The following is a 12,755-nucleotide window of genomic DNA, read 5'->3' as shown; positions in this document are numbered from 1 at the left end:
AGGACGCTGCGAGGAGAGCAAGTCCGATTGCTACGACCGTTCGAGCGGCGGCTCTCAGCTCAGCCGCAGACACTTCGGTCACCGTTCTGAAGCTTAAGGTACTCCGGGCCGCTCAGGCGCTTCCGAGGCTCTCCGCATTGCCACAGGCTCGCGATGAACACATCCGAATACTTGTCGGATGACACTGTTCCGGTCACGGCGTACGGGCGGTCTTCTGGGGCGCTGACCATCATCTCGCCACGGTGGCCGTCCGCCAAGTACTCGACGGCCAGCCGCCAGCGGCAATAGGGGCCGCTGGTCGTAGCGCTGACGACCACGACGTTCTTCTCCTTGCGGGGAAGACTGATTTTCTTCAGATCGAAGAATGGCTTGCCAGCGTCGCCGCTACCGTCGTTGATCAGCAGTCGGGGGTTGGGCCGGTCAATGGCGACAGTGAGGGGAATCTTGTCGGTGGCCCCGGAGGTAGCGTTCTCCACGAGGACTCCCGCAATTGCTGGCGCGCAGCGGCCGTCCTCCAGGACCGGCCGGATGTTGACGATTTCCACGACCTCGGTCCTTGTGCCCTGAAAGGTGATCTGCCAGTACGAAGTCCCTACGTCCACGGCGCCTTGGTCGTTGAGCCACCGCTGGGTGGGCATATCACTGCGTGACCGGTCCCAATCCTGCAACGCGCCGTCAGATGGTGACTGGGGCAAGACGAAGCTGCGGGCGACGTCAACGACGCGGCTCTGATCCACAACGATGAGGGGCGATTTCTGGGCGGCGCGTTCTGCGACCGCCTCGGGCGCAGCCCTCTCTCCGAGGAACGCCTTGGCCATGTCGGTGCCGTAGGTTGTGATCACAGCGCCGACCATGGTCAGGCAGACGGTGATCACCCAGGTGATCGGTTTCTTCCACCATGGCACCGGCGCTGGAGTCTCCAGGTCCACCGGTTGGCTTCTAAGAACGCGGCCGGGATGTCGGTTACGGACCTGCTCTCGCTTCCGCCGCGCCACGTCGCCTCCTCTGTCACCTGGCGTATCGTCGCAGCGACAAGTCGACCTCGGAACGAAAGCGTCATCTAGTTGATGTGTACAGATGGCACTCGGCCTCGGTGAGCATTCGGCCGGTCTGCCGCAGCGCGGTTAGCGATGCGGGCTGCTCACTCACACTCATCGGGGTCGCGCGGTTCGCCTAGGGTCTGTTCTGTCGATCATGAAGCCAGATGACGGCAGCGATAAGGACCAGGCTGGACCGGTAGAGCGTTGTGCGTTTGGCGTAGCGGGTGGCCAGGTCACGCCACGGCCCGCCCGTGCGCAACTTCCACAAGATCCCGTTGATGACCTGACGGTGATCCCACCACCGCCCCTGACTGCTGCCCGGTTCGGAAAGCAGCGGCGCTATCACCGCCTACGCCTCATCGGTCAGTTCACCACGACGATCACCGGCACATGGTCAACGATCAACCACTACAAGATCGACAGGACACGCCCTAGTCGGTGGTCGGTTCCCGGTGGGACAGCCCGGACAGGCGCAGCGCGATCCGCCGCCGGGCCGGTGGCACGGCGCCGAGCAGTCGGAGCAGCACGTCGCGGGCCGGCCGGCGGGACGGGGAGGTGGTGGCCAGCCGGGTCAGCCCGGCGGCGAAGCTCAGCACGTCCTCGGCCATCGGGCGTTGCCGTGCGTTGTACTCGTCGAGCGCCGTCTCCGGTCCGCCGTCCAACACGTCGGCCACCGCGGTGCCGAGGGCCACGGCGTCGCAGATCCCGAGGTTCATGCCCTGACCGCCGGCGGGGCTGTGCACGTGTCCGGCGTCCCCGGCGAGCAGTACCGAACCAGCGCGGAAGGTGTCGGCGATGCGGTGCCGCACCCGGAACCGGGAACCCCACAGCACCTCGGTCACCCGGTCTGGTCGCCGCGCCGGGCCGCGCTCGTCGAGCAGTGCCTGGAGGTACGCCGCATCCGGTTCGGCGGGTGCCGTCGGCACCGCGGCGACGATCCGGACCACGCCGTCCGGCAGCGGCGCCCAGACCAGCGGCCCGGGGCGGGCGAGGAACAGCGCCGCCTCGTCGCGGGGCAGCACGCTGTGCACGCGTACGTCGGCCAGCACGAAGGACTCCTCGTCGCTCGGGCCGGTGAAGCCGATGCCGGCCGCCTGCCGGACGGTGCTGTGCAGGCCGTCCGCGCCGACCACGTACCGGGCGCGCAGCTCGGCGCCGTCGACCTGCGCGCGTACCCCGTCGGCGGTGCGGCTCAGACCGGTCAACCGGCACGGCCGCCACACCTGGACGCCCAGGTCGGCCAACTGGTCGGTGAGCACCTGCTCGGTGACGGCCTGGGAGACCAGCAGCGCGTAGGGGAATCGGGACGGCAGCTCGTGGAACGGGACCGCCAGTAGCAGCCGGTCGCGGTCGCGGACCGTGAAGCGCGGCGCCCGCAGCCCCTGGGCGACCAGCGGCGCTGCGGCGCGACCCGGTCCAGCACCTCCAGGGTGTACGCGTGCACGACGGCCGCGCGGGAGGTCTTCGGCGGGTCGGCGACCTGGTCGAGGACTGTCACCTCAGCCCCGCGCCGGGCAAGTGTCAGCGCGGTGGCGAGGCCGGTGGGACCCGCGCCCACCACCAGGACGTCGGTACTCGTGGGCAGCATGGCCACCTCCGGAGCGACTGTTGCCAACGGACGTTGGCAAACACTTGTTGGCAACAGTAGAAGGGTGTCGATTGCGTGTCAACAAGTGTTGGCCTACGGTCGTTGACATGGCAGCACCCGCCCGCCCGACCCAGCCCCGCCGCTCCGACGCCACCCGGGCGGCGATCCTGCGGGCCGCTCGGGAACGGTTCGCGGCGGACGGGTACGAACGCGCCACCATCCGGGCCATCGCCGCCGACGCCCGGATCGACCCGTCCATGGTCATGCGCTACTACGGCAGCAAGGAGGGGCTCTTCGCGGCGGCGGCCGAGTTCGACCTACGTCTGCCCGACCTGACCGTCGTACCGTCCGAGCGGCTCGGTGAGACGCTGGTCCGGCACTTCCTCGCCCGCTGGGAGGGCGACGAGACGCTCGTCGCGCTGCTGCGGGCCGCCAGCACCAATCCGGGCGCGGCCGAACGGATGCGCGGCATCTTCACCGACCAGCTCGCCTCTGCGGTGGCCACATCCGGCACCGGGGAGACGGTGACCGCCCGACGTGCCGGCCTGGTGGCCAGTCAGATCCTCGGCCTCGCCTTCACCCGCTACATCGTCCGCCTGCCGCCCATGGTGGACGTCGAGCCGGAGGAACTGGTCTCCTGGATCGGGCCGACCCTTCAGCGCTACCTCACCGGACGACCGGGAAACTGACCCAACCTTTTCCGCCTTCCCGTGCGTCTGCCAGGTGACGCGCGACGTGACGGCCGGAAGGGGGGCGGATGGCACCGACGGCGAACGACGGCCGCGACGGTTACCTCGCCTTCGTGGAGAACCACCAGCACCGGCTGCTGCGGGCTGGGACAACACGGGGGCGGTGCTGCTCCGCCTGGAACCGGCCGGCCTGGCGCGATGGAATCCGGAGACCGGCGAGATCACCGGCATCGTCCGCGACCTGCGCGGCGTGGTGGCGCTGGCCGGCTGACCACAGTCCCCACGCGCCCGTCACGGACGCGCGGGGACGTTCGGCGGCTCAGGCGGCGAGACCGCCGGGCTGGTCGCCCTTCACGACGGGCGCCCGGACCAGGTTGCCCCACTCGGTCCACGAGCCGTCGTAGTTGCGGACCTGCGGGTAGCCCAGCAGGTGTCGCAGCACGAACCAGGTGTGGCTGGAGCGCTCACCGATCCGGCAGTACGCGATCACGTCGTCGTCCGGGCTGAGCCCGAGCTGGTCGGCGTAGATGGCGCGCAGCTCGTCGGCGGACTTGAACGTGCCGTCGGCGTTGGCGGCGGACTTCCACGGCTTGCTGACGGCACCCGGGATGTGCCCACCCCGCAGTGCGCCCTCCTGCGGGTAGTCCGGCATGTGCAGCATCTCGCCGGTGTACTCACCCGGCGACCGGACGTCGACCAGCGGCCGGCCGGCGGCGATGTGCGCCATCACCTGCTCGCGGTAGGCCCGCAGCGGCGCGTCGTCGCGCAGCGGCACCGGATAGTCGGCGCGGGGGCGGGCCGGCTTGTCGCGGGTCAACTCGCGCCCCTCGGCGATCCACTTCTGCCGGCCGCCGTCGAGCAGCCGCACGTCGGCGTGGCCGAAGAGTGAGAAAACCCAGAGGGCGTACGCGGCCCACCAGTTGAAGTTGTCGCCGTAGAAGACGACGGTGTCGCCCCGGCCGATGCCCTTCGCGGCACACAGCTCGGCGAAGCTCTTCGCGTCCAGGTAGTCCCGGGTCACCTGGTCGTTGAGCTCCAGGTGCCAGTCGACCTTGATGGCACCCGGGATGTGACCGGATTCGTAGAGCAGCACGTCCTCGTCGGACTCGACCACCACCAGGCCCTCGTCGCCCAGGTGCTCGGCCAGCCACTCGGTGGTGACCAGCCGCTGAGGGTCCGCGTACGACTGGAGGCGGGGATCAGGATCGTTGGGCACAGACATGATCCCCAAGGTACGCCGGATGCACGCCCGCCAACCGACCATCGGATGCGACGCAGCCCACGTGACGTGGAGTCAGGCCCGGCGGTGGGCGATCCGACCGGCCACCACGGTCACCAGGCACATGCCGTCGGCGCCGTGCACCGCAAGGTCGGCGCGTCCGCCCGGATGCAGTGTCGGCACCACGGGTGTGGGCAGCACCAGCAGGTCACTCCGGTCGACGGCGGCCCGCAGCACCGGATCGGCGAGGTGCTCCACCAGCACCGCCGTCACCCCCTGGCGCAGCAGCGCGTGCACCCGCTCGCGTGGGGTGGGCGCCGCCGGCAGCGGAGCGTCGTACGACGGCCCGGCCCCAGCGTGCCGGGCCAGCGGCGGACCCGGACACCCGCGTACGCCTCGATCAGCTCGGCCAACGGGCCCACGGCCTGGACCCGGTCGCCGTCGACCAGCACGGCGTGGTCCGGCACCGGTTCGCCGTCGGGCGTGTGCCGCAGCAACGGCGCGGTGTGCAGAGTGCGCACCCTCAGTCGACGATCGGTCCGAGTAGCGGGCGCTTGGCGGTCACCGTGTCGCCGGAGGACCGGCCGGTCAGCCGGCGCTTGATCCACGGGGCGAGGTGCCGCCCGGCCCAACGCAGGTCGGCGGCGCGGGCGGCGAGCCACGGCGACGGCGCCGGATGCGGCGGGACCATCAGCCACTCCTCGTCACAGCCCACCCCGAGCGCGTTCAGCACCTGCCCGGCGACCCGCCGGTGCCCGGCCGCGGAGAGATGCAGCCGGTCGGTGCTCCAGAGCATCGGGTTGAGGAAGGTGTCGTCGGCGTACAGGTCGACCATGATGGCGCCGTGCCGCTCGGCGGTCTCGCCGACCGCCTGGTTGAGCAGTTGGACGCGGGGGGCGACGAGGCGTTGGCCGGGCAGCCGGGCCATCACGTCGGCGAACCGGAACAGCAACACGTCCGCGCCGCCCGAACGCAGCTGCCGCACGACCTCGTCGAAGCGGGAGACCAGCGTGTCCGGGTCGAAGGTACGACGCAGCACGTCGTTGCCACCGGCCGCGAAGCTGATCAGGTCGGGCTTCATCGCCACGGCGGAGGGCACCTGCTCGGCGACCACGCTGGGAAAGAGCCGGCCCCGGATGGCCAGGTTCGCGTACCGGAAGTCCGGGCCCGCCTCGGCGGCGAGCCGGGTCGCCACCAGGTCCGCCCAGCCCCGGTAGGTGCCGTCGGGGTACGCGTCGTCCATACCCTCGGTGAAGCTGTCCCCGACCGCGACAAAACTGCGCCAGCGCACCCGCGCCTCCCTCACGCCACCCGTTGCCTGCGGCGACCAGTCTTTCACCGGGGGCACGGCCTGCGGCGCCCCGATTCGACGACGTGGCGGAGGTCATTGGGCAGAGCCGATCTCGGCCGCTCCCGCGCTCACACGATCGGCGCAAGATCGCCGATATCGGGGTATCCCGCAGCCTCGGATACCGCGATATCAGCGATGTCGAGTGGATCATGCCGAACGACCGGAGGGACCGGCCACCCCCGTGAGTGGCCGGTCCCCCTACCCGGTGGCGGTGCACCGGTGGCTCAACCCAGCAGGCCGCCCCACGGCTGGCCGGCGGGCACCGCGGCGCTCGCCTGCACCCGGCCATCGCCGGCGTACCGGACCAGCCGGTACGCCGGCGCGTCACTGGCCGGCGTCGCGGTGTTGACCTGGACCACCAGGCCGCCATCGGCCAGGACGACGCCGTCGATGGCCTGGCCGTGCCCGGTCGGCTCGGTCCACGCCGGGTCGAGCGGCACCAACTCGGTGACCGTGCCACTGGCGGCGTCGAGCCGGTAGTTGCGGAACTGCCAGCCGCAGCCGCAGCCCCCGGCGTTGGGCACGTGGGTGCTGATCACCAGCGTCCGGCCGTTGCGGGAGATCGCCACCACCCCGTCGATGACGAGGCCGGTCGGAACGCGCGGACTGATCGAACGCCCGGCACCGCGCTCGTCACGGATGCTCACCGTCCGGTCAGTGAACTGGGCGATCCATCCACCGGACACCGTCGGACACTTCGCCTCGTGGGTGGCGAGCACCTTCCGGCCGGTCCCGTCAGCGTTGATCGCGATGAGCGTCCAGTCCTTCTCCCGGCCCAGGCCGTACAGCACGCGCCCGGAGTCGAGCCAGCTCGGCGCGCAGGTCTGCTGGCCCTGCGTTGGAATGGCACGCTGCTCGGTGCCGTCGAACCCGCTGATGACCAGCCGACGTGCGGACGATTCAACCCAGGCTGCCCGTCGGCCGTCCGGCGAGACGGCGAGCGGGCTGGTGGCCCTGCCGTTCTCGGGGCGGCCCGTGCGCACCACCTGCCAGCTCCCACCAGGGGTACGCCGCCAGATCCGGGCCGGGTCGTTCTGCTCCTGACCAGTCTCCTGCGCGGAGTACCAGGTCAGCTGCGGCCACTGCGTCGACCGCGTGGGCGGGCGGGCCGGAACGGCGGGCAGGGCGGCAGGGTTCGCGTCCGCCACGGAGCCCCCCTTACCGGCGGCCAAGGTGCCGCCGGGTGCGGAACCGGCGGTGCCGGAGCCGGTCCCGGCCGGAGCCGCCGCGACGTCCGGGCCGGCGGCAGCGCAGGCCGCGGCACCGAACGCCAGGAACAGCAGGGCGGCCGTACCGCCGAGTGCGTGGGAACGGCGGGCCGACGCGGTACGGGTGGTGCGGGTGAAGGGGCCGAGGTTCATCGTGTCCATCCTTTGTGGAAGGTGAGCGAGCTTGACACCACCCAAGACGAGCCTCTGGTCGTGGTGAGTTGCCGCCGTCGGGCGCCGCTATCCGACAGTCGGATCCGTCTGAGCCGGCAACCATTTCCGCCGTTCACCGATGGTGATGAACGCTGTCCCGATGATCGGTGCGCAGACCGCAGAAAAGGGCGGGCCACCCGAGGATGACCCGCCCTGCGCCGTGCCGATCGTCAGCCCACGGCGGCCAGGATCTGCATGTCCTTCAGACTCGCCGGCTCGGCGGTCTCGGAGACCTTCTTGCCGTCCTCGTCCACCAGCAGCACGGCGTACCCGCTGCCGGCCTGCACCCGTACGACCGTGGAGCCGTCGGACTGGAAGTAGACCTGCCGCACCGTGCGCCCACCCAACGGCAACGTGACCTGCTTGCCGCTGCGGGTGTCCAGCACCACGTTGACCCGCAGGTCGCGAGCGACGTCGCCGGCGTCCCCAACCGCCTTGTGCCGCAGCAGGGCGATCCGGGAGCCGTCCGGCGAGAGACTGACGACGTCGTTGGTGCGCCATCCGTCAGGGGAGAAGCCGGGGAGGACTCGCCTCTTCGTGCCGTCCGTGCCGTAGAGCGTGACTCCGGTGTCGGTGTTCATGGCGATGGTCTGACCATCGGCCGACCAGAGGGCATGGCAGGCGGCAGGTTCGCTGGACCACCAGCGCACGGTCTTCTCCGCCGAGCGCGTGTCCAGCACGCCGAACCGGCCAGACCCACCCGTCGCCTTCAACTCGCGAAACAGCAACTGCCGCCCGTCCGGCGACCAGACCGCGGTGATGCAGTACGGATCGACATCCGAACGCAGCAGGTGCTTGTCGGAGCCGTCGGCGTCGGAGACGAAGAGGTCGTTGCTGTTGTCCACCCAGGCCACCCGCTGCCCGTCCGACGAGACGCCCACGTTGCCCTTGAACGCGATCTCGGGCAGCGCCAGCAGCCGTACCGGGTTGCTGCCGGGGCGCCAGGAGCGCAGGTTCGAGGTCTCCGCGCCGGTCACCTCGGCGGGGCCGTAGAAGAGCTTCCCGAACTGCCCGGCAGACGTGTCGGCGCTGGACCCGCCGCTGGGCGGAGCACCGGGGACTTCGCTGGTGCTGGTGGACGGCGTCGGGCTGGGTGACCGCGTCGGACTGGGCGACGCGGTGACCGACGGGGTGTCCGCCGGCAGCGGGTTCGGGGACTGGTTCGGCCGGATGGCGAGAGCGGTGCCGGTCGCCGCCGCGATCAGCACCAGAGCGGCGGCGGAGGTGGCCACGGCGCGCTGGATGCCGAGCCGGCGGGACGTGCGCAGCGTACGGTCCCGCAGGTCGACCGAGGTGACCTCGTCGGCCAGGGCGGTCAGGTCGAGCCGGAGGCGCTGGTCGTTCATCGGGTGCTCCCTTCCAGGACGTACAGCTCGGCGAGCTCGGGCGCGACGGCGCGCAACCTGGCCAGGGATTTCGCCGTCTGGCTCTTCACCGTGCCGACCGTCACACCGAGCAGGTCGGCGGCTTCCGCCTCCGTGCGGTCCTCGAAGAACCGCAGCACCAGCACGGCGCGTTGCTTCGGGGAGAGCTTCGCCAGCGCCGCCCGCAGGGTGAGGCGCAGGCTGGTCTGGTGGGCGTGGTCGGGGGCCGAGCCGCCTCCGCGTGGCTCGGGCAGGTCGCCCGGCATCGACTCGGGGACCCGACGGCGGCGCCACCAGGACACCTGTAGGTGGTACATGGTCTTGCGGGTGTACGCCTCGGCGTTGCCACTGTGGTGCAGCCGGTTCCATGACCGGTGTGTCCGGGCCAGTGCCGACTGGACGAGGTCCTCGGCCAGGTGCTGGTCGCCGGTGAGCAGGTAGGCCGAGCGCAGAAGCGCCGGCGTGCGGGTACGGACGAACGAGTCGAACTCACTCAGCAGCGGGTCCACACGATCCGATCCTTGTGTCAGTGTGCAAGGGCTTGGTGCCACTCCAGACGCCACCATGGGCACCGATGGTTGCCGTCGGCTGCGTTCGCCGCCACGAGCGGGCCGGCGACGAGCGGGCGGAGTTGCCGGTGGACGGTCTGGTCGAGCGGATCGTCGACGAGGTGCGCCGGGAGCGTGGGAACCTGGTGTAGCCGCCGCGTCACGGGGTAGTGCAGTTCGATCGGGTGCAAGCGCTTCGGAGGCTCTCATGACCGGTTACCGGGTCAGCGATGTGATGACCAAGCAGGTGGTCTACCTGCCGGCGGAGACGACCCTGGACGAGGCGGCCAGGGTGATGAAGGAGGCGGACATCGGCGACGTGGTCGTCACCGACGGCGCCAGTCTCGCCGGCATGCTCACCGACCGGGACATCGTGGTGCGGGCCGTGGCGGAGAACAGTTCGCCGGCGGCCACCACGATCGGCTCGATCGTCACCCGCGAGGTCGTCATGATCGAGCAGCACTGCACGGCGGGCGAGGCGGCGGCGCTGATGCGGGACCGGGGCATCCGCCGGGTGCTGGTCTGCGACAGCGACCGCAAGCTCGTCGGGATCGTCTCGCTCGGTGACCTGGCCATGCAACTCGACCCGACCAGCGCACTCAGCGAGATCAGCGAACAGTCACCGACGGCGTGACGAACGCGCCGTGGCGCCCCGGCGCGGTGCGCGCCGCCGGCCTGCCCGCTCACGGCCGGCGGTAGCCTCGACACATGGCTGACATGCCGGCCCGACTGGCCGAGATCGTCGACGAGTTCGCCGCCGCGCCGCGCGACCTGGTGTTGGAGATGCTCCTGGAGTACGCCGACGCCATCCCGCCGCTACCCGAGGGCGCCGCCGAGCGCGAGGGCATGGAGCAGGTGCCGGAGTGCCAGACGGCGTTCTTCCTGCGTGCCCGGGTGACGCCGGAGGGCACCGTGGAGACGCTCTTCGACTGCCCGCCCGAGGCGCCGACCACCCGGGCGTTCGCCGGTATCCTCGCCGAAGGGCTGGAGGGCGCGAGCGCCGAGGAGGTGCTGGCCGTGCCGGACGACCTCTACCAGCGGATGGGCCTGGCGCAGGCGATCAGTCCGCTGCGGGTACGCGGCGGCACCGCGATCCTGGGCCGACTCAAGCGGCAGGTCCGGGAACAACTCGCCTGATCGGGCAGTTGCCACCCGGCATGGAGATCGACATCTACGCGGACCTCGTCTGCCCGTGGTGCTACCTCGGCAAGCACCGGCTGGAGCAGGCTCTCGCCAGCTACGACGGCGAGGTGACCGTCCGCTACCGGCCGTTCCAGCTCGACCCGTCGCCGGTGCCGGAGCCCCGCCCGCTGGTGGAGGCGATGGGCGCCAAGTTCGGCGGACCGGAGCGCGCCCGGCAGATGCTCGACCACGTGACCGCGGTCGCGGCTGGCGACGGGCTGCGCCTGGACTTCGACCGGGCGGTGATCGCCAACACCTTCGACGCACACCGGCTGGTCTCGTACGCCACGGACCACGGTCGGGCCGCCGAGATGGTGGAGGCGCTCTACCAGGCGCACTTCGCCCGGGGCGTCGACATCGGCTCCCGGGAGTCCCTGGCCACCCTGGCCGGTGAGGTCGGCCTGGACGCCACCGACGTACGCCGGTTCCTCGACTCCGACGAACGGACCGCCGACATCACCGCCGACCTGGCCGCCGCCCGGGGCCTCGGCATCACCAGCGTGCCCACCTTCGTGCTGGCCGGGAAGTACGCGGTGTCCGGCGCCCAGGAGACGCAGACCCTGCTCGCCGCACTCGCCGAGGTCGAGCAGCGCGAGGCCGCAACTCGCTGACCACATCGACCGTTGTGATGTTTCACGTGCAACGGTATCGATGAGGATGCCTGGTCAGGCCGGTCTGGCCAGGCCCTCCACCACCTGGGCGCCGGGGAGCGCGCCCAGCGCCGGCCCCGGGAGCGCGATCTTGCTGTGGCGTACACCGGATCCGATGATCACGTGGGGCGTGGCGATAACCCGCGCGTCCACCAGGATCGGCCACTGCGCCGGCAGCCCGATCGGGGTGATGCCCCCGTACTCCATACCGGTCAACTCGACCGCGTCGTCCATCGGCGCGAAGCTGGCCTTGCGCACGTCCAGCGCACGACGAGCCACCCCGTTCACGTCGACCCGGGTGGTCGCCAGGACGATGCACGCCGCGTAGCGGACGACACCCTCGCGCTTGCCGGCCACCACGACACAGTTGGCCGACACGTCCAGCCCCACCTCGTACGCGGCGCAGAACGCGGCGGTGTCCGCGAGTTCGGCGTCGATCGGGGCGACCAGCACGTCGTCGACGTCCACCGGCGCTTCGGCGGGCCACTGCGCGATGGCCTCCGCCACGGGAGGGGCGAGCAGGTCGAGGCGGGCTCGGGCGGGTTCGGTCTTCAGCGTTCCCATCACGGGTGCGATCCTCGCACCCGCCACGCTGGACCGCTCGGCGGCACCCGCGCCGCCCCGCGCCGCCACCTCCGAACCGCTGCTCAACTGCCCGCGAGGAACGCGTTGTCGCGCATGAAGGAACGGTCGCGGGAAGCCGCCAGTTCCTCTTCGCGCCGGGCTCTGGCCCGCTGGAGCTCCAGGTCCTCCAGCGCGTGCCGGACACCCAACCGGATCACGCCGTAGAGGAAGACGAAGCCGAAGACGTAGAGGATCACCGTGGTGACGACTGCGAACATGCGGTCACCGTAAGACGAACGTGAACGGTTGCACCTCTCATCTCCGGGGAGTTCCCCCGTACGTGTCGGCAAGGTGGTCGGCCCAGGTCCGGACGCCCCGCGGCAGGGCCTCGGTGACCAGTCCACCGGCGCGCAGCTCCCGCCCGAGCCGGCCGGGAGTCCGCACCGGCAACAACGGTCGGCGTGAACCCCGGGCCTTCCGCCAGGCCCGGACCGCCTCGTCGAAGCGGAGCACCTGCGGCCCGCCGTACTCCTCGATGCCACCCAGCGGGCCGGCGACCAGCCGGGCCGCGAGCCGGGCCGCCACCTCGCCCGGGTCGACCGGCTGGGCGAGCACCGCCCGGTCACCGACCACCGGCCCCAACCGCGCGCTGGACGCCAGCAGGTCGTCGAGGAACTGCGGGAACTGGGTGGCCCGCAGCACCGACCATGGCACCGGACCGGCCGCGACCACCTGCTCGGCGGCCAGCTTGTGCCGGAAGTACGGAATCGGCACCCGGTCCACTCCGACGATCGAGATGTAGACGATGTGGCCCACATTGGCCGAGCCGGCGGCCACCACGAGCCGGCGGGTGCCCAGCACGTCCACCTGGTAGGTCTGCCCGCCCTGCGGCGACGACGCCAGGTGCAGCACGGCATCCACCCCGGACACCGCCTCGTCCAGGCCGTCGCCGGTCGCCAGGTCCGTCACCACCCACTCGACCCCGGAGCCGGTACGCGGCTGCCGGCTGGTGGCCCGGACGGTGACCCCGTCGTCGCGCAGCCGGGCCAGCACCGCGCGACCCAGGTGGCCGCCCGCCCCGGTGACCAGAATCCTCATTCCGTCCTCCTGTCCTGCCGCGATGCGTGCCGCTCGTCCGA

The 12,755-nt window shown here is 71.1% G+C and carries 18 protein-coding genes and 1 pseudogene; 5 read left to right on the top strand and 14 right to left on the bottom strand.

Translation table 11 applies throughout. The features are described 5' to 3' along the window. Positions 1-59 precede the first annotated feature (59 nt). The 4 genes and pseudogenes from JNW91_RS03430 to JNW91_RS33045 form a co-directional block, all read right to left on the bottom strand. A complete protein-coding gene (locus JNW91_RS03430) occupies positions 60-929 on the bottom strand; it encodes a hypothetical protein (RefSeq protein ID WP_203173483.1) in 870 nt (289 codons plus the stop codon). A gap of 307 nt (positions 930-1,236) precedes the next feature. Further along, positions 1,237-1,386: pseudogene (locus tag JNW91_RS33050) on the bottom strand (transposase); the annotation flags it as partial. A gap of 85 nt (positions 1,387-1,471) precedes the next feature. Next, entirely contained in the window at positions 1,472-2,299 is an 828-nt protein-coding gene (locus tag JNW91_RS03420) for an FAD-dependent monooxygenase (RefSeq protein WP_309244206.1), read from the bottom strand. Further along, complete coding sequence (locus tag JNW91_RS33045) at positions 2,242-2,628, bottom strand: FAD-dependent oxidoreductase (protein ID WP_255544957.1); 387 nt, start codon at positions 2,626-2,628, stop codon at positions 2,242-2,244. Before JNW91_RS33045 ends, JNW91_RS03420 begins: the two co-directional genes overlap by 58 nt. Positions 2,629-2,735: 107 nt before the next feature. On the opposite strand from JNW91_RS33045, the gene JNW91_RS03415 reads away from it, so the two are divergent. Further along, positions 2,736-3,317, top strand: coding sequence for a TetR/AcrR family transcriptional regulator (locus tag JNW91_RS03415; RefSeq protein ID WP_203173482.1), 582 nt, complete (start codon positions 2,736-2,738; stop codon positions 3,315-3,317). 319 nt (positions 3,318-3,636) lie between these two features. Here the strand turns inward: JNW91_RS03415 and JNW91_RS03410 are convergent, their stop codons facing one another. The 7 genes from JNW91_RS03410 to JNW91_RS03385 form a co-directional block, all read right to left on the bottom strand. Beyond that, on the bottom strand, positions 3,637-4,539 hold the full coding sequence (locus JNW91_RS03410; RefSeq protein ID WP_203173481.1) for a sulfurtransferase: 903 nt from the start codon (positions 4,537-4,539) through the stop codon (positions 3,637-3,639). Between the two features lie 72 nt (positions 4,540-4,611). Then, positions 4,612-4,800 (bottom strand): hypothetical protein, encoded by a 189-nt coding sequence (locus tag JNW91_RS31775; protein WP_238424281.1) that lies wholly within the window; start codon positions 4,798-4,800, stop codon positions 4,612-4,614. Positions 4,801-4,805: 5 nt separating this feature from the next. Further along, positions 4,806-5,057, bottom strand: a complete 252-nt coding sequence (locus JNW91_RS31770; RefSeq protein ID WP_238424280.1) for an imidazolonepropionase-like domain-containing protein — start codon at positions 5,055-5,057, stop codon at positions 4,806-4,808. A 2-nt stretch (positions 5,058-5,059) separates the two neighbouring features. Continuing rightward, positions 5,060-5,827, bottom strand: coding sequence for an SGNH/GDSL hydrolase family protein (locus JNW91_RS03400; protein WP_203173480.1), 768 nt, complete (start codon positions 5,825-5,827; stop codon positions 5,060-5,062). 284 nt (positions 5,828-6,111) lie between these two features. Beyond that, on the bottom strand, positions 6,112-7,248 hold the full coding sequence (locus JNW91_RS03395) for a TolB-like translocation protein (protein ID WP_203173479.1): 1,137 nt from the start codon (positions 7,246-7,248) through the stop codon (positions 6,112-6,114). 230 nt (positions 7,249-7,478) lie between these two features. Then, complete coding sequence (locus tag JNW91_RS03390; RefSeq protein ID WP_203173478.1) at positions 7,479-8,654, bottom strand: TolB-like translocation protein; 1,176 nt, start codon at positions 8,652-8,654, stop codon at positions 7,479-7,481. Then, positions 8,651-9,181, bottom strand: coding sequence for a SigE family RNA polymerase sigma factor (locus tag JNW91_RS03385; protein ID WP_203173477.1), 531 nt, complete (start codon positions 9,179-9,181; stop codon positions 8,651-8,653). The genes JNW91_RS03390 and JNW91_RS03385 overlap by 4 nt, the downstream gene beginning before the upstream one ends. A 65-nt stretch (positions 9,182-9,246) precedes the next feature. On the opposite strand from JNW91_RS03385, the gene JNW91_RS33040 reads away from it, so the two are divergent. The 4 genes from JNW91_RS33040 to JNW91_RS03370 all read left to right on the top strand — a co-directional run bounded on the left by JNW91_RS33040 (position 9,247) and on the right by JNW91_RS03370 (position 11,013). After that, positions 9,247-9,372: a hypothetical protein gene (locus JNW91_RS33040; protein ID WP_255544956.1), complete on the top strand. Its 126-nt coding sequence runs from the start codon at positions 9,247-9,249 to the stop codon at positions 9,370-9,372. 56 nt (positions 9,373-9,428) lie between these two features. Beyond that, a complete protein-coding gene (locus JNW91_RS03380) occupies positions 9,429-9,854 on the top strand; it encodes a CBS domain-containing protein (protein ID WP_179781533.1) in 426 nt (141 codons plus the stop codon). Between the two features lie 74 nt (positions 9,855-9,928). After that, entirely contained in the window at positions 9,929-10,357 is a 429-nt protein-coding gene (locus tag JNW91_RS03375) for a SufE family protein (RefSeq protein WP_203173476.1), read from the top strand. A 20-nt stretch (positions 10,358-10,377) separates the two neighbouring features. Further along, entirely contained in the window at positions 10,378-11,013 is a 636-nt protein-coding gene (locus JNW91_RS03370; RefSeq protein WP_203173475.1) for a DsbA family oxidoreductase, read from the top strand. A 54-nt stretch (positions 11,014-11,067) separates the two neighbouring features. On the opposite strand, the gene JNW91_RS03365 is transcribed toward JNW91_RS03370, so the two are convergent. The 3 genes from JNW91_RS03365 to JNW91_RS03355 all read right to left on the bottom strand — a co-directional run bounded on the left by JNW91_RS03365 (position 11,068) and on the right by JNW91_RS03355 (position 12,714). After that, on the bottom strand, positions 11,068-11,616 hold the full coding sequence (locus JNW91_RS03365; RefSeq protein WP_203173500.1) for a YbaK/EbsC family protein: 549 nt from the start codon (positions 11,614-11,616) through the stop codon (positions 11,068-11,070). An 83-nt stretch (positions 11,617-11,699) separates the two neighbouring features. After that, the gene (locus tag JNW91_RS03360) at positions 11,700-11,894 is read right to left on the bottom strand and encodes a hypothetical protein (RefSeq protein WP_203173474.1); all 195 of its coding nucleotides are present in this window, start codon (positions 11,892-11,894) and stop codon (positions 11,700-11,702) included. A 37-nt stretch (positions 11,895-11,931) separates the two neighbouring features. Continuing rightward, the gene (locus tag JNW91_RS03355) at positions 11,932-12,714 is read right to left on the bottom strand and encodes an SDR family oxidoreductase (protein WP_203173473.1); all 783 of its coding nucleotides are present in this window, start codon (positions 12,712-12,714) and stop codon (positions 11,932-11,934) included. Positions 12,715-12,755: the final 41 nt, after the last annotated feature.

Source organism: Micromonospora parastrephiae (genome assembly GCF_016802865.1).
Lineage (GTDB): Bacteria > Actinomycetota > Actinomycetes > Mycobacteriales > Micromonosporaceae > Micromonospora > Micromonospora parastrephiae.
Note: the sequence above shows the minus strand (reverse complement) of the source record. Positions and strands in the feature narration are given on the sequence as shown.